The organism is Streptomyces nanhaiensis (assembly GCF_046614825.1).
GTDB classification, from domain to species: domain Bacteria; phylum Actinomycetota; class Actinomycetes; order Streptomycetales; family Streptomycetaceae; genus Streptomyces; species Streptomyces radiopugnans.
Genome location: NZ_JBKJFM010000030.1, coordinates 1 through 17,917, shown reverse-complemented (window position 1 = coordinate 17,917; position 17,917 = coordinate 1). Strand labels below are relative to the sequence as shown.

At 73.4% G+C, this 17,917-nt stretch carries 17 protein-coding genes; 15 read left to right on the top strand and 2 right to left on the bottom strand.

Features of this window, described 5'->3' with window-relative positions:
• Positions 1-273 precede the first annotated feature (273 nt).
• Positions 274-1,137, bottom strand: coding sequence for a peptidylprolyl isomerase (locus ACLIYP_RS10180; protein WP_412712807.1), 864 nt, complete (start codon positions 1,135-1,137; stop codon positions 274-276).
• Positions 1,138-1,329: 192 nt separating this feature from the next.
• On the opposite strand from ACLIYP_RS10180, the gene ACLIYP_RS10175 reads away from it, so the two are divergent.
• The 4 genes from ACLIYP_RS10175 (at position 1,330) to ACLIYP_RS10160 (ending at position 5,538) form a co-directional block, all read left to right on the top strand.
• Positions 1,330-2,052 carry an MBL fold metallo-hydrolase gene (locus ACLIYP_RS10175; protein WP_412712806.1) on the top strand — a complete coding sequence of 241 codons (723 nt, stop codon included), beginning with the start codon at positions 1,330-1,332 and terminating at the stop codon, positions 2,050-2,052.
• A 13-nt stretch (positions 2,053-2,065) separates the two neighbouring features.
• On the top strand, positions 2,066-3,325 hold the full coding sequence (hisS, locus tag ACLIYP_RS10170) for a histidine--tRNA ligase (RefSeq protein WP_412712805.1): 1,260 nt from the start codon (positions 2,066-2,068) through the stop codon (positions 3,323-3,325).
• Positions 3,326-3,383: 58 nt separating this feature from the next.
• Complete coding sequence (locus ACLIYP_RS10165) at positions 3,384-4,046, top strand: vitamin K epoxide reductase family protein (protein ID WP_412712804.1); 663 nt, start codon at positions 3,384-3,386, stop codon at positions 4,044-4,046.
• 124 nt (positions 4,047-4,170) lie between these two features.
• Complete coding sequence (locus ACLIYP_RS10160; RefSeq protein ID WP_412712803.1) at positions 4,171-5,538, top strand: replication-associated recombination protein A; 1,368 nt, start codon at positions 4,171-4,173, stop codon at positions 5,536-5,538.
• Between the two features lie 55 nt (positions 5,539-5,593).
• On the opposite strand, the gene ACLIYP_RS10155 is transcribed toward ACLIYP_RS10160, so the two are convergent.
• A complete protein-coding gene (locus ACLIYP_RS10155) occupies positions 5,594-6,331 on the bottom strand; it encodes a DUF2470 domain-containing protein (protein ID WP_412712802.1) in 738 nt (245 codons plus the stop codon).
• 214 nt (positions 6,332-6,545) lie between these two features.
• On the opposite strand from ACLIYP_RS10155, the gene rpsD reads away from it, so the two are divergent.
• From rpsD to aroQ, 11 genes are all read left to right on the top strand, one after another.
• Complete coding sequence (rpsD, locus tag ACLIYP_RS10150; RefSeq protein ID WP_412696402.1) at positions 6,546-7,157, top strand: 30S ribosomal protein S4; 612 nt, start codon at positions 6,546-6,548, stop codon at positions 7,155-7,157.
• A 300-nt stretch (positions 7,158-7,457) separates the two neighbouring features.
• Positions 7,458-7,895, top strand: coding sequence for a DUF948 domain-containing protein (locus ACLIYP_RS10145; protein ID WP_412712801.1), 438 nt, complete (start codon positions 7,458-7,460; stop codon positions 7,893-7,895).
• A gap of 7 nt (positions 7,896-7,902) precedes the next feature.
• Positions 7,903-8,244: a DUF6167 family protein gene (locus tag ACLIYP_RS10140; RefSeq protein ID WP_412712800.1), complete on the top strand. Its 342-nt coding sequence runs from the start codon at positions 7,903-7,905 to the stop codon at positions 8,242-8,244.
• The gene (alaS, locus tag ACLIYP_RS10135) at positions 8,244-10,907 is read left to right on the top strand and encodes an alanine--tRNA ligase (RefSeq protein ID WP_412712799.1); all 2,664 of its coding nucleotides are present in this window, start codon (positions 8,244-8,246) and stop codon (positions 10,905-10,907) included. Before ACLIYP_RS10140 ends, alaS begins: the two co-directional genes overlap by 1 nt.
• Complete coding sequence (gene ruvX, locus ACLIYP_RS10130; protein WP_412712798.1) at positions 10,907-11,374, top strand: Holliday junction resolvase RuvX; 468 nt, start codon at positions 10,907-10,909, stop codon at positions 11,372-11,374. The genes alaS and ruvX overlap by 1 nt, the downstream gene beginning before the upstream one ends.
• Before the next feature lie 127 nt (positions 11,375-11,501).
• Positions 11,502-13,304, top strand: coding sequence for an endolytic transglycosylase MltG (gene mltG, locus ACLIYP_RS10125; protein ID WP_412712797.1), 1,803 nt, complete (start codon positions 11,502-11,504; stop codon positions 13,302-13,304).
• Complete coding sequence (locus tag ACLIYP_RS10120) at positions 13,301-14,146, top strand: shikimate dehydrogenase (protein ID WP_412712796.1); 846 nt, start codon at positions 13,301-13,303, stop codon at positions 14,144-14,146. The genes mltG and ACLIYP_RS10120 overlap by 4 nt, the downstream gene beginning before the upstream one ends.
• Before the next feature lie 125 nt (positions 14,147-14,271).
• Complete coding sequence (gene aroC / locus ACLIYP_RS10115) at positions 14,272-15,456, top strand: chorismate synthase (protein WP_412712795.1); 1,185 nt, start codon at positions 14,272-14,274, stop codon at positions 15,454-15,456.
• On the top strand, positions 15,453-15,995 hold the full coding sequence (locus ACLIYP_RS10110) for a shikimate kinase (RefSeq protein WP_412712794.1): 543 nt from the start codon (positions 15,453-15,455) through the stop codon (positions 15,993-15,995). The genes aroC and ACLIYP_RS10110 overlap by 4 nt, the downstream gene beginning before the upstream one ends.
• Positions 15,992-17,086 (top strand): 3-dehydroquinate synthase, encoded by a 1,095-nt coding sequence (gene aroB, locus ACLIYP_RS10105; RefSeq protein WP_412712793.1) that lies wholly within the window; start codon positions 15,992-15,994, stop codon positions 17,084-17,086. Before ACLIYP_RS10110 ends, aroB begins: the two co-directional genes overlap by 4 nt.
• Entirely contained in the window at positions 17,083-17,538 is a 456-nt protein-coding gene (gene aroQ / locus ACLIYP_RS10100) for a type II 3-dehydroquinate dehydratase (RefSeq protein ID WP_412712792.1), read from the top strand. Before aroB ends, aroQ begins: the two co-directional genes overlap by 4 nt.
• Positions 17,539-17,917 lie beyond the last annotated feature (379 nt).

The window sequence follows — 17,917 nt, the reverse complement described above, 5'->3', positions numbered from 1 at the left end:
CCTCCACATGATGCCGACGGGAGGCGTGCGCTCCCCGGCATCGTCCACGGTTGTCATACGGCCGACGGTCGGACTCGACCGGTCGGGCCGGTCCGGCCGCACCGGTTCGACCGGCCGGCCGGAGGGTTTGCCCGGCCGTCGGCGCAGGCACCCCGTACAACGCCCAACATAGGCGACCGGTGCCCGCCCTGTCCGCATCCCGGGCGACCGAAATCCGGGTGCGCGGCGGTCGGGAGCGGCCGCCGGGCACGGACGCGGCACCGGCCGCCGGGATCACTTCTTCCGCACCGTCGCCTTGTCGATCACCACGGTCGCGTTCGGCTTGGTGTTGCCCGTCTGCGGGTCCGGGGTCATACCGGCGTCGGCGATCTTCTTCAGCACGTCCATGCCCTTGGTGACGGTGCCGAAGGGGGTGTAGTCCGGGGGCAGCTGGCTGTCCTCGTAGACCAGGAAGAACTGGCTGCCGCCGGTGTCCCGGCCCTCCTCGGTCTGGGCGTTGTACCGGTTGGCCATGGCGACCGTGCCCGCCGGATAGGTGCCCTTCTTCACCCTCGGGTCGTCGAGGTTCTCGTCCGGGATCGAGTAGCCGGGCTGCTGGACCTTGCCGTCCTTCGACATGCCGGTGCCGGTGCCGGTCGGATCGCCGCACTGCAGCACGTAGATGCCCTGGTTCACCAGGCGGTGGCACGGGGAGTGGTCGAGATAGCCCTCACCGGCCAGGAACTCGAAGGAGTTCACGGTGCGCGGCGTCTTGGCGGCGTCCATCTCGATCTCGATGTCGCCGCAGGTGGTCTCCAGCTTCATCGTGTAGGCGGCCGAGGTGTCGATCGACATCTTCGGCTCCTTCTTCCAGTGCTTCCCGCTCGGCTCGCCCTTCGCCGGCTTCTCGCAGGGGTCCGGGGCCTTGCTGGTGGGCGGGGCGGAGGGCTCGGCGGAGGCCTTGTCGGCCTTCTTGTCGTCCGCCGCCAGGCCGCCCGCGGCCGCGTAGGCGCCGCCGGCCGCCAGGACCAGGGCCAGGCCGCCCGCGATGGAGGCGTTGCGGATCCGCCCCTTGCGCCGTGCCTCGGCCCGCCGCTGCTGCTGACGCAGGTACTTCTCGCGGGCGAGCTGCTTGCGCCGCTGCTCACTGCTGACCACGGGTCGTCTCCTTCGAATCCTTCGGGGCGTCTGTACGAGGCGTGCGTACGCACACGTGTGCCACAGCTTGGGCCGTACGGTATACGGGATACGGGTTCGCGGGCTCCGTCCCGTCGCCGGTAGGCTCTGTAACCGCTGCCTGCGGCCGGTTCGACGGCCGCGGCATCCCTGCCGGACGACCGAAGGACGATCGTGCTCATTGCCGGGTTCCCCGCCGGGGCCTGGGGGACCAACTGCTATCTGGTCGCCCCCGCCGCGGGCGAGGAGTGCGTGATCATCGACCCGGGCCACCAGGCCGCCGAAGGCGTCGAGGAGGCCATAGCCAGGCACCGCCTCAAGCCGGTCGCCGTCGTCCTCACCCACGGCCACATCGACCACGTGGCCTCCGTGGTCCCGGTGTGCGGCGCGCACGGTGTGCCCGCCTGGATCCACCCGGAGGACCGGGAGATGATGAGCGACCCCGAGAAGTGGCTGGGCCGCTCCATCGGGCAGCCGCTGATGGGCGAGCTCTCCGTGGGGGAGCCGGACGACGTGGAGGAACTGGCCGACGGCGCCGTGCTGTCCCTGGCCGGACTGGAGCTGACCGTCTCGCACGCGCCGGGCCATACCAGGGGGTCGGTGACCTTCCGGACGCCCGGGCAGGCCGACGTCCCGCCGGTGCTGTTCTCGGGCGACCTGCTGTTCGCCGGCTCCATCGGACGCACCGACCTGCCCGGTGGCGACCACGCCGAGATCCTGCGGTCGCTGGCACGCGTGTGCCTGCCCCTGGACGACTCGACCGTGGTGCTCTCCGGCCACGGCCCCCAGACCACCATCGGCCGCGAGCGCGCCACCAACCCGTTCCTGCGGGAGGTGGCCGCAGGCGGCCCGTTCGGAACGGGAGGCGGCACCGCCGCCCCGCGACGAGGAATGTGACGACGAAGAAGACGTGAGCACCTTCTCCGCCCCCAGGGGCACCTATGACCTGATCCCCCCGGAGTCGGCCGACTACCTCGCGGTGCGCGAGGCGATCGCCGCGCCGCTGCGGCGCGCCGGCTACGGCTACATCGAGACGCCCGGCTTCGAGAACGTCGAGCTGTTCGCCCGCGGCGTCGGCGAGTCCACCGACATCGTGACCAAGGAGATGTACACCCTCACCACCAAGGGGGGCAGCCGCCTGGCGCTGCGGCCCGAGGGCACCGCGCCGGTCGTCCGCGCGGTGCTGGAGCACAACCTGCACCGCGGCGCGCTGCCGGTGAAGGTCTGGTACTCCGGCTCGCAGTACCGTTACGAGCGCCCCCAGGCCGGCCGCTACCGGCACTTCTCCCAGGTCGGCGCCGAGGCGCTGGGCGCCGAGGACCCGGCCCTGGACGCCGAGCTGATCATCCTGGCGGTGGACGCGTACCGCTCGCTGGGGCTGCGGAACTTCCGGCTGCTGCTGAACTCCCTGGGCGACCGCGAGTGCCGCCCGGTCTACCGAGCGGCCCTCCAGGACTTCCTGCGCGGGCTCGACCTGGACGAGGACACCCGCGCCCGCGTCGAGATCAACCCGCTGCGGGTGCTGGACGACAAGCGCGAGGCCGTCCAGAAGCAGCTCGCCGGTGCCCCGATGATGCCCGACCACCTGTGCGAGGCGTGCAAGGACTACCACGAGCAGGTGCGCGGGCTGCTGACGGCGGCCGGGGTGGAGTTCGAGGACGACGAGAAGCTGGTGCGCGGCCTGGACTACTACACCCGCACCACCTTCGAGTTCGTCCACGACGGGCTCGGCTCGCAGTCCGCCGTCGGCGGCGGCGGCCGCTACGACGGCCTGTCGGAGATGATCGGCGGCCCGCCGCTGCCGTCGGTGGGCTGGGCGCTGGGTGTGGACCGCACGGTCCTGGCCCTGCGGGCCGAGGGCGTGGAGCTACCGCAGCCCTCGCGCACCCAGGTCTTCGCCGTCCCGCTGGGGGAGGAGGCGCGGCGCGCGCTGTTCGGCGTGGTCACCGAGCTGCGCCGGCAGGGGATCGCGACGGACTTCGCGTACGGCGGCCGCGGTCTGAAGAACGGCATGAAGTCGGCCAACCGCTCGGGGGCGGCGTACGCCGTCGTGGCCGGGGAGCGGGATCTGGCCGAGGGGGTCGTCCAGGTCAAGAATCTCGACAGCGGTGAGCAGGTGCCGGTGCCGCTGGACGGGGTGGTGGCGGAACTGCGACGGAATCTCGCCTGACTCGTTGTGCGTTGTGCACAATGAAGAACCCCACCTGAGACGACGGGATGACTCGACCATGACGACGACCACGGCACCCCGGGACGAAGCGGCCCGCACCGGCGACGACGGCGGCGGGCCGCCCGCACGGGGTCCCGTGGGCGCGGGCCGCTCCTACGCCCTGCTGCTGGTGATCACCGGCCTTGCCGGGGTGCTCGCCGCCTGGGTGATCACGGTCGACAAGTTCAGGCTGCTGGAGGCCAAGCTCACCGGGGACACGCTGGACATGGCGTGCGACCTGAACCCGATCGTCTCCTGCGGCAGCGTGATGGAGAGCTCGCAGGCCGAGGTGTTCGGCTTCCCCAACCCGGTGCTCGGCCTGGTCACCTACGGCATGATCGTCGCCGTCGGCATGAGCCTGCTGGCCGGGGCGCGCTTCCCCCGCTGGTACTGGCTGACCATGAACGCCGGCATGCTCTTCGGCGTCGGCTTCTGCACCTGGCTGATGTACCAGTCGCTGTACAACATCGGCGCGCTGTGCCTGTGGTGCAACCTGGCCTGGGTCGCCACCCTGCTGATGTTCTGGTACACGACCTTCCGCAACATCCACAACGGCTTCCTGCCCGCCCCGGCCTGGCTGCGCGAGGGCGTGCGGGAGTTCCACTGGGTGGTCCCGGCGGTCCACATCGGCATCATCGGCATGCTGATCCTGACCCGCTGGTGGAACTTCTGGACGAGCTGAACCGCGAGACGGCCGGAGGGCCGCCCCGCACCGGTGACGGCGCGGGGCGGCCCTCCGGCGGTTCGTCCCGGGGCGCCCGCGCTGCCGGCACGGCTGTCGGCGGCGTGACTTAGGGTTGCGTTCCGTGGAACCGGATCTGTTCACCGCCGCCGCCGAGGAGCGCCAGGAGAAGGACCCGTCCGCCTCCCCCCTGGCGGTCCGGATGCGGCCGCGCACCCTGGACGAGGTCGTCGGCCAGCAGCACCTGCTGCGCCCCGGCTCCCCGCTGCGCCGCCTGGTCGGCCAGGGCGGGAAGGGGCCCGCGGGGCCGTCGTCGGTGATCCTGTGGGGGCCGCCGGGCACCGGCAAGACGACCCTGGCCCACGTCGTCAGCAGGGCCACCGACAAGCGCTTCACGGAGCTGTCGGCCATCACCGCCGGGGTCAAGGAGGTCCGGGCCGTCATCGACGGCGCGCGGCGCTCTTCGGGCGCCTACGGCAAGGACACCGTGCTGTTCCTGGACGAGATCCACCGCTTCAGCAAGGCGCAGCAGGACTCGCTGCTGCCGGCCGTGGAGAACCGCTGGGTCACCCTCGTCGCGGCGACGACGGAGAACCCGTACTTCTCGGTGATCTCCCCGTTGCTGTCCCGCTCGCTGCTGCTGACCCTGGAGCCGCTGACCGACGACGACCTGCGCGGGCTGCTGCGCCGCGCGGTCGCCGACGAGCGCGGGCTGGCGGGTGCGGTGGAGCTGCCGGAGGACGCCGAGGCGCATCTGCTGCGGATCGCCGGCGGCGACGCGCGCCGGGCGCTCACCGCGCTGGAGGCGGGCGCGGGCGCGGCTCTGGACAAGGGCGAGCGGGAGATCACCCTGGCGACGCTGGAGGAGGCCGTCGACCGGGCCGCGGTGAAGTACGACCGCGACGGGGACCAGCACTACGACGTGGCCAGCGCGCTCATCAAGTCCATCAGGGGATCGGACGTGGACGCGGCCCTGCACTACCTGGCCCGGATGATAGAGGCGGGGGAGGACCCGCGGTTCATCGCCCGGCGGCTGATGATCTCCGCCAGCGAGGACATCGGCCTGGCCGATCCCACGGCCCTGCAGACCGCCGTGGCCGCGGCCCAGGCGGTGGCGATGATCGGCTTCCCCGAGGCGCGGATCACGCTCGCCCAGGCGACCGTCGCCCTGGCCCTCGCCCCGAAGTCCAACGCCGCCTACCTGGCGATCGACGCGGCCCTGGCGGACGTACGGGCGGGCCTGGCCGGCCCCGTGCCGCGGCATCTGCGCGACGGCCACTACCGGGGCGCCGAGAAGATGGGCCACGGCGAGGGCTACCGGTACCCGCACGACCTGCCCGGCGGCATCGCCGCGCAGCAGTACGCCCCGGACGGCGTCCACGGCAGGCGCTACTACGAGCCGACGCGGTACGGGGCGGAGGCCCGGTACGCCGAGGTGGCGGAGCGGGTGCGGGCCAGGCTGCGGGGGGAGGGGGCGCCGGACAAGCCCTGAGGGCCCGCGGGTGCCCGGGGGCCCGCCGGCCCCTCGCGCCTCCGCACCGGCCCGGTCAGGGCGCGGAGCCCGCCTCGAACAGGGCCCGGATCGCGTGGCGCAGCCCGGAGACGTCCCGCACCGGCCGGGGGAAGTCGAAGAGGGCGTCGAAGCTCCGCCCGTCCGCGCGGAACCGCACCCGCAGCCCGAAGCGGTCCAGGGCCACGGGCACCACCGCCTCCCAGGCGCCGCAGGTCCGCTCCCGCTCGCCCAGCAGCGAGCACAGTCCGCGCAGCAGGTCGCCGTGGGCGGCGGCGAGGTGCTGCAGGAACCCGGCCTCGTGGCGTGCCAGGGGGTCGGGCGCCGCGGCGGCGAACTCGTCCGGCTCGACGTGCCCCTCGCCCCGCAGGTCGCCGATCCACCCCTCGCCGACCTCCAGCCGCAGCGGTGTCCACGCCGCGCCCGGGAACGGCCCCGAGGGGTGCCGCTCGGCCATCAGCCGGGCGCAGGAGGCCCGCTCGCCGCCGGAGACGGGGGTGAGCCAGCCCGCGACCCGTGCCCGGCCGCGGACGCGGTGCGGCATCGCGACGGGCGCGACGTCGGTGATCTCCATCACGGCGGCCGGATCGCCGTCCCGGGCCCGGGCCGCGGCCCGGGCGGCCGGGGAACCGGCCGGGACCAGCAGGAGTACGTCCCCCTCGGGGGTGAAGGCGCGGGCCTCGCAGGCGCCCTGGCCCGGCCACTCCGGATCGCCCGGGTCCGCACCGGGAATGACCAGGGCGGCCGAGGCGTTCGACTCGACGAGGGTACGCATCCGCTCGGCGGCTCCGGGTCGCCGTTCGTCAGGCTCCGCCTCGGGACGCGGCTGACCCCTCCCCGCGCTCTCCGCCCCGGCGGCGGCTCCGGCACTGCGGCCGGGGCCGCCGCCGCGTGCGGAACCGGTGCCGGGCAGGGGGCTCCCAGGTCGAAACATGCGTTCTCCTCCGCTAAGGTTAGCCTCACCTAAATTACACGGAGGTCCGTTCAACGTGAACCAGTCGCGTCCCAAGGTCAAGAAGTCGCGTGCGCTCGGCATCGCGCTGACCCCGAAGGCCGTGAAGTACTTCGAGCAGCGCCCGTACCCGCCGGGCGAGCACGGCCGGGGCCGCAAGCAGAACAGCGACTACAAGGTCCGGCTGCTGGAGAAGCAGCGGCTGCGCGCCCAGTACGACATCAGCGAGCGCCAGATGGCCCGCGCCTACGACCGCGCCCGCAAGGCCGAGGGCAAGACGGGCGAGGCCCTGGTCGTCGAGCTGGAGCGCCGCCTGGACGCGCTCGTCCTGCGCTCGGGGATCGCCCGCACCATCTACCAGGCCCGCCAGATGGTCGTGCACGGCCACATCGAGGTCAACGGACGCAAGGTCGACAAGCCCTCCTTCCGCGTCCGCCCGGAGGACGTGGTGTCCGTCCGCGAGCGCAGCCGCGCCAAGCACCCCTTCCAGGTGGCGCGCGAGGGCGGTTACGCGCCCGACGGCGAGACCCCGCGCTACCTCCAGGTCAACCTCCAGGCGCTGGCCTTCCGCCTGGACCGCGAGCCGAACCGCAAGGAGATCCCGGTCGTCTGCGACGAGCAGCTCGTCGTCGAGTACTACGCCCGCTGATCCTCCGGCCTGTCCGTACGCCCGGTCCCGGGCGGCGCGGACGCCCCGGACCTCCCGGTCCCCGGCCCCCCTGACGCACCCCGCGGCAGGGGGGCCGCGGCGTACCGCCCCCGGCGCGCGGTACGCGGGCGCGCACGCCGCCCCGCCCGCCGGGCCGGAAGGAATGCGGTACGGGCGACGGCCCGCGGCGCGATAAGGTCGGTATCCGCCGTCGCATCCGTGAGATCGGTGGGCAGGTACCCCCCACGAACCGCAGGACGCGGCGGCCGACCCCATACGACCCGAGGGAAGCGGTGCAGCGTGTCCGGTGGAGAGGTGGCCGGCCTCCTGGTGGCCGTCTTCTGGGCGATCCTGGTGTCGTTCCTCGCCGTGGTTCTGGTGAGGCTCGCGCAGACGCTCAAGGCGGCGACCAAGCTGGTGACGGGTGTGACGGAGCAGGCGGTCCCCCTCCTCACCGAGGCGTCCGAGACCGTCCGCTCGGCACAGAGCCAGCTCAGCCGGGTGGACGCCATCGCCTCGGACGTCCAGGAGGTCACCGCCAACGCCTCGGCGCTCTCCTCCACCGTCTCCACCGCCTTCGGCGGCCCGCTGGTCAAGGTGGCCGCGTTCGGCTACGGAGTGCGCCGCGCCCTCGGCCGCAGGAGCGACCCGCCGCGGTCCAGGCGCCCCGTCGTCGTGGGCCGGTCCGTGCCGGCCGCGCGCCGGGGGTCCGGCCGGCGCCGCGACGGAAAGGACTGATCCCACCGTGTTCCGCCGTGCCTTCTGGTTCAGCGCCGGCGCCGCCACCGGCGTCTGGGCCACCACCAAGGTCAACCGCAAGCTGCGCAGCCTCGCGCCCGACAGCCTCGCCGTACGAGCGGCGGACCAGGCCGTGGCGGCCGGGCACCGGCTCAAGGACTTCGCCCTCGACGTCCGCGCCGGAATGGCACAGCGGGAGATCGAGTTGAACGACGCACTGGGACTGACGGCCCCCGCCGACCCCGGGGCCGCCGGCCAGGCGGAAGAACGCCGGGGGATCGCCGGACGGGCCCCGCACCGTCCCGCCCTCGGAGCCACCCACCCGTACGACCGGAATGAGGACCACTGATGGAGTCGGCTGAAATCCGCCGCCGCTGGCTGCGCTTCTTCGAGGAGCGGGGGCACACCGTCGTGCCGTCGGCGTCGCTGATCGCGGACGACCCGACGCTGCTGCTGGTCAACGCGGGCATGGTGCCCTTCAAGCCCTACTTCCTTGGTGAGGCCACCCCGCCGTACGAGCGCGCCGTCAGCGTGCAGAAGTGCGTGCGCACCCCGGACATCGAGGAGGTCGGCAAGACCACCCGGCACGGCACCTTCTTCCAGATGTGCGGCAACTTCTCCTTCGGCGACTACTTCAAGGAGGGCGCCGCCAAGCTCGCCTGGGAGCTGCTCACCACGCCGCAGGACAAGGGCGGCTACGGCCTGGAGCCGGAGAAGCTGTGGATCACCGTCTACGAGGAGGACGACGAGGCCGAGCGCATCTGGCGCGACGTCGTCGGCGTCCCCGCCGAGCGGATCCAGCGGCTGGGCAAGAAGGAGAACTACTGGGACATGGGCGTGCCCGGTCCCTGCGGCCCCTGCTCGGAGATCAACTACGACCGCGGTCCGGAGTTCGGCGCCGAGGGCGGCCCCGCCGTCAACGACGAGCGCTACGTGGAGATCTGGAACCTGGTCTTCATGCAGTACGAGCGCGGGCCGGGCGAGGGCAAGGACTACCCGATCCTCGGTGAGCTGCCCAGCAAGAACATCGACACCGGCCTCGGCCTGGAGCGCCTGGCGATGATCCTGCAGGGCGTGCACAACATGTACGAGACCGACACCCTGCGCGCGGTCATCGACAAGGCCGGCGAGCTGACCGGGGTGCGCTACGGCGCCGCCGAGGGCAGCGACGTCTCCCTGCGCGTGGTCGCCGACCACCTGCGCACCTCCGTGATGCTCATCGGCGACGGCGTCACCCCCGGCAACGAGGGCCGCGGCTACGTGCTGCGCCGCATCATGCGCCGCGCCATCCGCAACATGCGCATCCTGGGCGCCGACAAGCCGGTCGTCGGCGAGCTGGTCGACACCGTGATCGGCACGATGGGGCAGCAGTACCCGGAGCTGATCACCGACCGGCAGCGCATCGAGACCGTCGCGCTCGCCGAGGAGGCCGCCTTCCTCAAGACCCTCAAGGCCGGCACCAACATCCTCGACACCGCCGTCACCGAGACCAAGGCCGCCGGCGGGGCCGTCCTGCCGGGCGAGAAGGCCTTCCTGCTCCACGACACCTGGGGCTTCCCCATCGACCTCACCCTGGAGATGGCCGCCGAGCAGGGCCTGTCCGTGGACGAGGAGGGCTTCCGCCGCCTGATGAAGGAGCAGCGGGAGCGCGCCAAGGCCGACGCCAGGGCCAAGAAGACCGGCCACGCCGACCTGAGCTCCTACCGCGAGGTCGCCGACACCGCCGGGACGACCGTCTTCACCGGCTACACCGACACCGAGGGCGAGGCGTCCGTCGTCGGCCTGCTGGTGAACGGCCTGCCCTCGCCGGCCGCCTCCGAGGGCGACGACGTCGAGGTCGTGCTCGACCGCACCCCGTTCTACGCCGAGGGCGGCGGCCAGCAGCCCGACACCGGCCGCATCCGCCTGGACTCCGGCGCGGTCGTCGAGATCCGCGACGTCCAGCAGCCGGTCCCCGGCGTCACCGTGCACAAGGGCACCGTCCAGGTCGGCGAGGTCACCGTCGGCGCCTCGGCGTACGCCGCCATCGACGTCACGCGCCGCCGGGCCATCGCCCGCGCCCACAGCGCCACCCACCTCACCCACCAGGCGCTGCGCGACGCGCTCGGCCCGACGGCCGCCCAGGCCGGCTCCGAGAACGCCCCGGGCCGCTTCCGCTTCGACTTCGGCTCGCCGACCGCCGTGCCCGGCGCCGTCCTCACCGACGTCGAGCAGAGGATCAACGAGGTCCTCGCCCGTGAACTCGACGTCATGGCCGAGGTGATGAGCATGGAGGAGGCCAGGAAGCAGGGCGCCATCGCCGAGTTCGGCGAGAAGTACGGCGACCGGGTGCGCGTGGTGACCATCGGCGACTTCTCCAAGGAGCTGTGCGGCGGCACCCATGTGCACAACACCGCCCAGCTCGGCCTGGTGAAGCTGCTGGGCGAGTCCTCCATCGGCTCCGGCGTGCGCCGCGTGGAGGCCCTGGTCGGCGTGGACGCCTACAACTTCCTCGCCCGCGAGCACACGGTGGTCTCCCAGCTCACCGATCTGCTCAAGGGCCGCCCCGAGGAGCTGCCGGAGAAGATCTCCGGGATGCTCGCCAAGCTGAGGGACGCCGAGAAGGAGATCGAGCGCTTCCGCGCCGAGAAGGTCCTGGCCGCCGCCGCGGGCCTGGCCTCCTCCGCCCGCGACGTCGACGGGACCGCGTTCGTCGGCGCCCGGGTCCCCGACGGCACGACCGCCGACGACCTGCGCAAGCTCGTCCTCGACGTGCGCGGCCGCATCCAGGGCGGGCGTCCGGCCGTGGTGGCCCTGTTCTCGGTCGCCAACGGCCGTCCGCTGACCGTCATCGCCACCAACGACGCCGCCCGCGACCGCGGCCTCAAGGCCGGCGACCTCGTCCGCGCCGCCGCCAAGGCCCTCGGCGGCGGGGGCGGCGGCAAGCCGGACGTGGCCCAGGGCGGCGGCCAGGACCCCCAGGCGGTCGACGAGGCCGTCGCCGCCGTCGAGCGCCTGGTGGCGGCCGCCTGATGAGGCGCGGCAGGCGGCTGGCCGTGGACGTCGGGGAAGCCCGGATCGGGGTCGCCTCCTGCGACCCCGACGGGCTCCTGGCCACACCGGTGGAGACCGTGCCGGGACGCGACGTCCCGGCCGCCCGCCGCCGGCTGGCCGAACTCGTCGCGGAGTACGAACCGCTGGAGGTCGTGGTCGGGCTCCCCCGCTCCCTCAACGGGCGCGAGGGCCCGGCCGCGGCCCGGGTGCGGGCCTTCGCCCGGGAGCTGGCCCAGGCAGTCGCCCCGGTGGCGGTACGCCTGGTGGACGAGCGGATGAGCACCGTCACCGCGGCCCAGTCCATGCGCGCCTCGGGCGTCTCGTCGAAGAAGGGCCGCGGCCGGATCGACCAGGCCGCGGCCGTGGTCATCCTGCAGAGCGCCCTGGAGACCGAGCGGGTGTCCGGCCGGGCCCCGGGGGAGTGCGTCGGGGCGGGCGGCCGATAGCGGTACGGTAACGTTCCGCTTCGGACGGCGCCGTTCGAACACCAAGCCGTACGCCGGAGACGGCTGTTCGGGCAGCGGAGTCCGCGAGTACCGCAACCGGCTGCCGTCCGACGGCTCTAGGGGATCGATGACTGAGTATGGCCGGGGCACCGGCTCCGAACCGTGGTACCCCGACGACCCGCTCTACGGGGACCAGGGGTGGAACGACGGAGCCCACCACGGGGCCCAGGAGGGAACCCGGCACGGCGACTGGGACACCTACGGCGGGCAGAGTCAGTACCACCCCCAGCAGCACCAGGGCCAGCAGCAGCCCGGTTACGGGCAGCAGGGCTGGGACACCCAGGGCGGCGGACAGCAGTACGGGCACCAGCAGCAGTACGGCGATCCGTACGGCCACCAGGACCAGCAGCACCAGGGGCACCAGGGGCACCAGGGCGACCCCTACGGGCACCAGCAGCAGTACGGCGATCCGTACGGCCACCAGGACCAGCAGCACCAGCAGCACCAGGGCGACCCCCACGGACAGCACCAGGGGCAGCACCAGGGCGATCCGTACGGCGGCGGGCAGTACGCGGACCACACCGCCCACCCCGGAGCACAGGACGCCTACCCGCAGTACCCCGAGCAGCACGGACACCCCGAGCAGCACGGGCGGCACGAGGAGTACGGACAGCAGTCCCCGCACCCCCGGCAGCCGGGGCGACGGCGCCGCGACGAGCCCGACCCCGGCCCCGGGCCCGACGAGGAGACCGGCTGGGACCCGGGCCCGGACCAGGGCGAGCACGCCTTCTTCTCGGACGACGGCGACGACGAGTACGGCGACGAGGGCGGCGGCCGGTCCGGACGCGGACGCAAGGGCAGGGGCGGCAGGAAGGGCAGGAACGGCATCGCCTGCCTGACCGTCGCACTCGTCCTGGTCGGCGGCGTCGGCACGGCCGGCTACTTCGCCTACGACTTCTACCGGAGCCACTTCGCCGCCGCGCCCGACTTCTCGGGTCAGGGCGAGGGCGAGACCCAGGTGGAGATCCCCGAGAACAGCACACTGGCCCAGATGGGCGCCATCCTGGAGAAGGCCGGCGTGGTCAAGAGCCAGCAGGGCTTCATCGAGGCGTCCAACGCCAACCCCAAGGCGCAGAGCATCCAGCCGGGCGTCTACATGCTGCGCAAGGAGATGTCCTCGGCGGCGGCCATCGAGATGATGCTCGACCCCTCCAGCCAGAACGCCCTGATCATCGCCGAGGGCAAGCGGTCGTCGGAGATCTACGCGCTGATCGACGAGAAGCTCGGCCTGGCGGAGGGCACCACGGAGAAGGCCGCCGAGAAGGCCGACCTCGGCCTGCCCGAGTGGGCCGAGGGCAACCCCGAGGGTTTCCTCTTCCCGGCCAAGTACACCGTGGGCGACAAGACCAAGCCCGAGGACCTGCTCAGGAAGATGGTGGAGCGGGCCGAGCGGGAGTTCGCCAAGATCGACCTGGAGACCCAGGCGGCGAAGGTGGACAAGACCCCGTACGAGGTCGTCATCATCGCCTCGCTGATCCAGGCGGAGGCGCAGGAGGACGACGAGTTCGGCAAGGTCTCGCGGGTCATCTACAACCGTCTCGACCCCGGCAACACCGCCACCAACGGCAGGCTCGAGTTCGACTCGACCATCAACTACGCGATGGGACGCTCCACCCTGGACGTCTCGATCGAGGACACCGACCTGGACTCGCCCTACAACACCTACCGGAACAAGGGGCTGCCACCCGGCCCCATCGACAATCCCGGGCACCAGGCGTTCGAGGCGGCCCTCAACCCGACCGAGGGCGGCTGGCTGTACTTCGTGACCGTCAAGCCGGGCGACACCCGCTTCTCCGAGGACATCGAGGAGCACAACCGGCACGTGGAGGACTTCAACGCGGAGCAGAAGAAGAACAGGGAGAACCAGTGAGCCCGGCCGGAAGGCGGGCGGCGGTCCTGGGGGCGCCCATCGCCCACTCCCTCTCCCCGGTGCTCCACCGGGCCGCCTACCGTGAGATGGGCCTGACCGGCTGGTCGTACGACCGCTTCGAGGTGGACGAGGACGGCATCGCGCCGTTCCTGGGGGAGATCGCCGCCGGCGGCGATGACTGGGCCGGCCTGTCGCTGACCATGCCGCTCAAGCGGGCCGTCATCCCCCTGCTGGACGGGATCGGCGACACCGCGGCCTCGGTCGGGGCCGTCAACACCGTGGTCTTCACCGCGGACGGCCGCCGCCTCGGCGAGAACACCGACGTCCCCGGCATGATCGCCGCGCTGCGCGAACGCGGCGTGGAGAGCGTTCCGCGCGCCGCGGTGCTGGGCGCCGGCGCCACGGCCTCTTCCGCGCTCGCCGCGCTCGCCCGGGTCTGCACCGGCGAGGTCACCGCGTACGTCCGCAGCCGGGAGCGGGCCGAGGAGATGCGCGGCTGGGGCGAGCGGCTGGGCGTGGCGGTGGCGACCGCCGACTGGGCGGACGCGCCGCGGGCGCTGACCGCGCCCCTGGTGATCGCCACCACGCCCGCGGGCGCCGCCGACGCCCTGGCGGCGGCCGTGCCCGAGCGGCCCGGCACCCTGTTCGACGTCCTCTACGAGCCCTGGCCGACCCCGCTGGCCGCGGCCTGGGCCGGACGCGGCGGGCAGGTCCTCGGCGGCCTGGACCTCCTGGTGCACCAGGCGGCCCTCCAGGTCGAGATGATGACCGGCCGCGCCCCGGCCCCGCTGGCCGCGATGCGCGCGGCGGGCGAGGCCGCGCTGGCCGCGCGCACGGCCTGACACACCGGAGCAGGGGACCGGCAGCCGAGACGGGCGTCCCGCCTGCTGGACGGACGGCCGGTCCCGCGGTGCGATCGTGAAAGGATCGGGACCGAGCACGTACGGGCCTGGACTGAGGAGCACCGTTGAGCAGGTTGCGCTGGCTGACCGCGGGGGAGTCGCACGGCCCCGCACTGGTGGCGACGCTGGAGGGGCTGCCCTACGGCGTGCCGGTCACCACGGACATGGTGGCGGACGAGCTGGCGCGGCGGCGGCTGGGCTACGGTCGCGGCGCGCGGATGAAGTTCGAGCGGGACGAGGTCACCTTCCTCGGCGGGGTGAGGCACGGGCTGACTCTGGGCTCCCCGGTCGCGGTCATGATCGGCAACACCGAGTGGCCCAAGTGGGAGAAGGTGATGGCGGCCGACCCGGTGGACGAGGCCGAGCTGGCCGAGCTGGCCCGCAACGCGCCGCTGACCCGGCCCCGCCCCGGCCACGCCGATCTGGCCGGGATGCAGAAGTACGGGGTGGGCGACGCCCGGCCGATCCTGGAGCGGGCCTCGGCGCGGGAGACGGCCGCCCGGGTGGCGCTGGGCGCGGTCGCCCGGTCGTACCTGAGGCAGACGGCCGGCATCGAGATCGTCTCCCACGTGGTGGCGCTGGGCGGGGCCGAGGCCCCGGCCGGGACGCTGCCGGAGCCGGGGGACGTGGCGCGGCTGGACGCCGACCCCGTGCGCTGCCTGGATCCGGCGGCGAGCCGGGCGATGGTGGAGGTCATCGACGCCGCCCACAAGGACGGCGACACCCTCGGCGGCGTCGTCGAGGTCGTCGCCTACGGGGTGCCGGTCGGGCTTGGCTCCCATGTGCACTGGGACCGCCGGCTGGACGCCCGGCTGGCCTCGGCGCTGATGGGCATCCAGGCCATCAAGGGCGTGGAGGTCGGTGACGGCTTCGAGCTGGCCCGGGTGCCCGGCTCGAAGGCGCACGACGAGATCGTGCCCGGCGAGGACGGCATCCGGCGCGCCTCGGGGCGGTCGGGCGGCACCGAGGGAGGGCTGTCCACCGGCGAGGTGCTGCGGGTGCGGGCGGCGATGAAGCCGATCGCCACCGTGCCGCGGGCGCTGGCCACCGTGGACGTCACCACCGGCGAGGCCACCCGCGCCCACCACCAGCGCTCGGACGTGTGCGCGGTGCCGGCCGCCGGGATCGTCGCCGAGGCGATGGTCGCGCTGGTGCTGGCCGACGCGGTCGCCGAGAAGTTCGGCGGCGACTCGGTCACCGAGACCCGCCGAAACGTGACCGGCTTCCTGGACAACCTGGAGATCCGGTGAGCGCCGGGCGGCCGCGGGAAGCCGGCGCCGGCCCGGCCGTGGTCCTGGTGGGCCCGCCCGGCGCGGGCAAGACCACCGTGGGGAAGGTGCTGGCCCGCCGGCTGGGGGTGGAGCTGCGCGACACCGACGCGGACATCGAGACCGCCGCGGGCAAGGCCATCCCCGAGATCTTCGTCGACGACGGGGAGGCGCACTTCCGCGCGCTGGAGCGGGAAGCGGTACGCGCGGCCCTGACCGGGCACGAGGGCGTGGTCTCGCTCGGCGGCGGTGCCGTCATGGACGCCGGCACCCGCGAGCTGCTGGCCGGCCTTCCGGTGGTCTTCCTGGACGTGGCACTGGCCGACGCCGTCAAACGCGTCGGGCTGGACGCCCCGCGCCCCCTGCTGGCGGTCAACCCCCGCAAGCAGTGGCGCACGCTGATGGAACAGCGCCGCCCGCTGTACACCGAGGTGGCCCGCGCGGTCGTCACCACCGAGGGCCGCGACCCGGAGGAGACCGCCCAGGCGGTCCTGGACGCACTCGAGTTGAAGGAAGCATGACCACCACACCTCCCATCCGCATCACCGTCGGCGGCACCGCGGGCACCGCGCCCTACGACGTCCTCGTCGGACGGCGGCTCCTGGACGAACTGCCGGGCCTGATCGGCGCCGAGGCCCGCCGGGTGGCCGTGATCCACCCCGAGGCGCTGGCCGAGACCGGCCAGGTGCTCCGCGAGGACCTGGCGGAGCAGGGGTACGAGGCCATCGCCGTCCAGGTGCCCAACGCCGAGGAGGCCAAGACCGCCGAGGTCGCCGCGTACTGCTGGAAGGCGCTGGGGCAGTCCGGTTTCACCCGCACCGACGTCGTCGTCGGCGTCGGCGGGGGAGCGACCACCGATCTGGCGGGCTTCGTCGCGGCGACCTGGCTGCGCGGGGTGCGCTGGATCGCGGTGCCCACCACGGTGCTGGGCATGGTGGACGCGGCCGTCGGCGGCAAGACCGGCATCAACACCGCCGAGGGCAAGAACCTGGTGGGCGCCTTCCACCCCCCGGCCGGGGTGCTGTGCGACCTGGCCGCGCTGGAGTCGCTGCCGGTGCACGACTACGTCAGCGGCCTGGCCGAGATCATCAAGGCGGGCTTCATCGCCGACCCGGCCATCCTGGACCTGATCGAGGCCGACCCCGAGGCCGCCCGCACCCCCGCCGGCCCGCACACCTCCGAGCTGATCGAGCGCTCCATCCGGGTCAAGGCCGAGGTGGTCTCCTCCGACCTGAAGGAGTCGGGGCCGCGGGAGATCCTCAACTACGGGCACACCCTGGCCCACGCCATCGAGAAGAACGAGCGCTACAACTGGCGGCACGGCGCGGCCGTCGCCGTCGGCATGGTCTTCGCCGCCGAGCTGGGCCGCATCGCGGGCCGGCTGGACGACGCCACCGCCGACCGGCACCGGGCGATCCTCACCGCCGTCGGGCTGCCCGTCACCTACCGGGGCGACCAGTGGCCCAAGCTGCTGGAGACGATGAAGGTCGACAAGAAGACCCGCGGCGACCGGCTGCGCTTCATCGTCCTGGACGGACTGGCCAGGCCCGCCGTCCTGGAGGGACCGGACCCGGCGATGCTGCTCGCCGCCCACGCGGAGATCGCCGCGTGAGCGCCGCCGGGTCCCGCAGGGTCCTCGTCCTCAACGGCCCCAACCTCGGCCGCCTGGGCTCCCGCGAGCCCGACGTCTACGGCTCCACCTCCTACGCCGGGCTCGTCGAGCGGTGCACGGAACTGGGCAGGGAGCTGGGCCTGGAGGTCGAGGTCCGCGAGACCAACGACGAGGGCGAGATGATCCGCTGGCTCCACGAGGCCGCCGACGCCTGTCTGCCGGTCGTCCTCAACCCCGCCGCGTTCACCCACTACTCGTACGGGATGCGCGACGCCGCCGCCCAGCGCACCGCCCCGCTGATCGAGGTGCACATCTCCAACCCCCACGCCCGCGAGGAGTTCCGCCACACCTCGGTCGTGGCGGCCGTGGCCTCCGGCACCATCGCGGGCTTCGGCATCGGCTCCTACGAACTGGCCCTGCGCGCCCTGGCCGGCGACCGGCCGCAGGGCTGAGACGGGCCGGGACGGGGCGCGGGCACCACTTCGGACCGCCGGCCGTTCACACGGCACCGGACGGGGAGGGTACCGTTCGGTGCCGGACGGACGAGGTGACGTCCGGCCGGGCCCACCGCGCCCGGCCGGCGCACCGGACGGAAACGGAGTTGGGACCGGATGCAGCAGTACGGGGCGCAGCGGCCCGTCCCGCCCTCGGGCTCACCCCAGGGCCATTCCCAGGGACACCCACCCCACCCCCACCCCCACCCGCAGCCCGCCGCCCACCCCGGCTGGAACACCCCCCACCGGGTCCCCCCGCCTCCGCCACCGCCACCCTCGCACCCGGCACCGCCCGCCGGACCGCCCGCCGCGCCGCCCGCCGCCGTGCCCGCGGCAC

Coding starts and splice junctions, on each gene's coding strand:
- ACLIYP_RS10165 (WP_412712804.1), top strand. CDS start 3,384: ATGACGACGACCACGGCACCCCGGGACGAAGCGGCCCGCACCGGCGAC.
- ACLIYP_RS10155 (WP_412712802.1), bottom strand. CDS start 6,331: ATGCGTACCCTCGTCGAGTCGAACGCCTCGGCCGCCCTGGTCATTCCC.
- alaS (WP_412712799.1), top strand. CDS start 8,244: ATGGAGTCGGCTGAAATCCGCCGCCGCTGGCTGCGCTTCTTCGAGGAG.
- ruvX (WP_412712798.1), top strand. CDS start 10,907: ATGAGGCGCGGCAGGCGGCTGGCCGTGGACGTCGGGGAAGCCCGGATC.
- mltG (WP_412712797.1), top strand. CDS start 11,502: ATGACTGAGTATGGCCGGGGCACCGGCTCCGAACCGTGGTACCCCGAC.
- aroB (WP_412712793.1), top strand. CDS start 15,992: ATGACCACCACACCTCCCATCCGCATCACCGTCGGCGGCACCGCGGGC.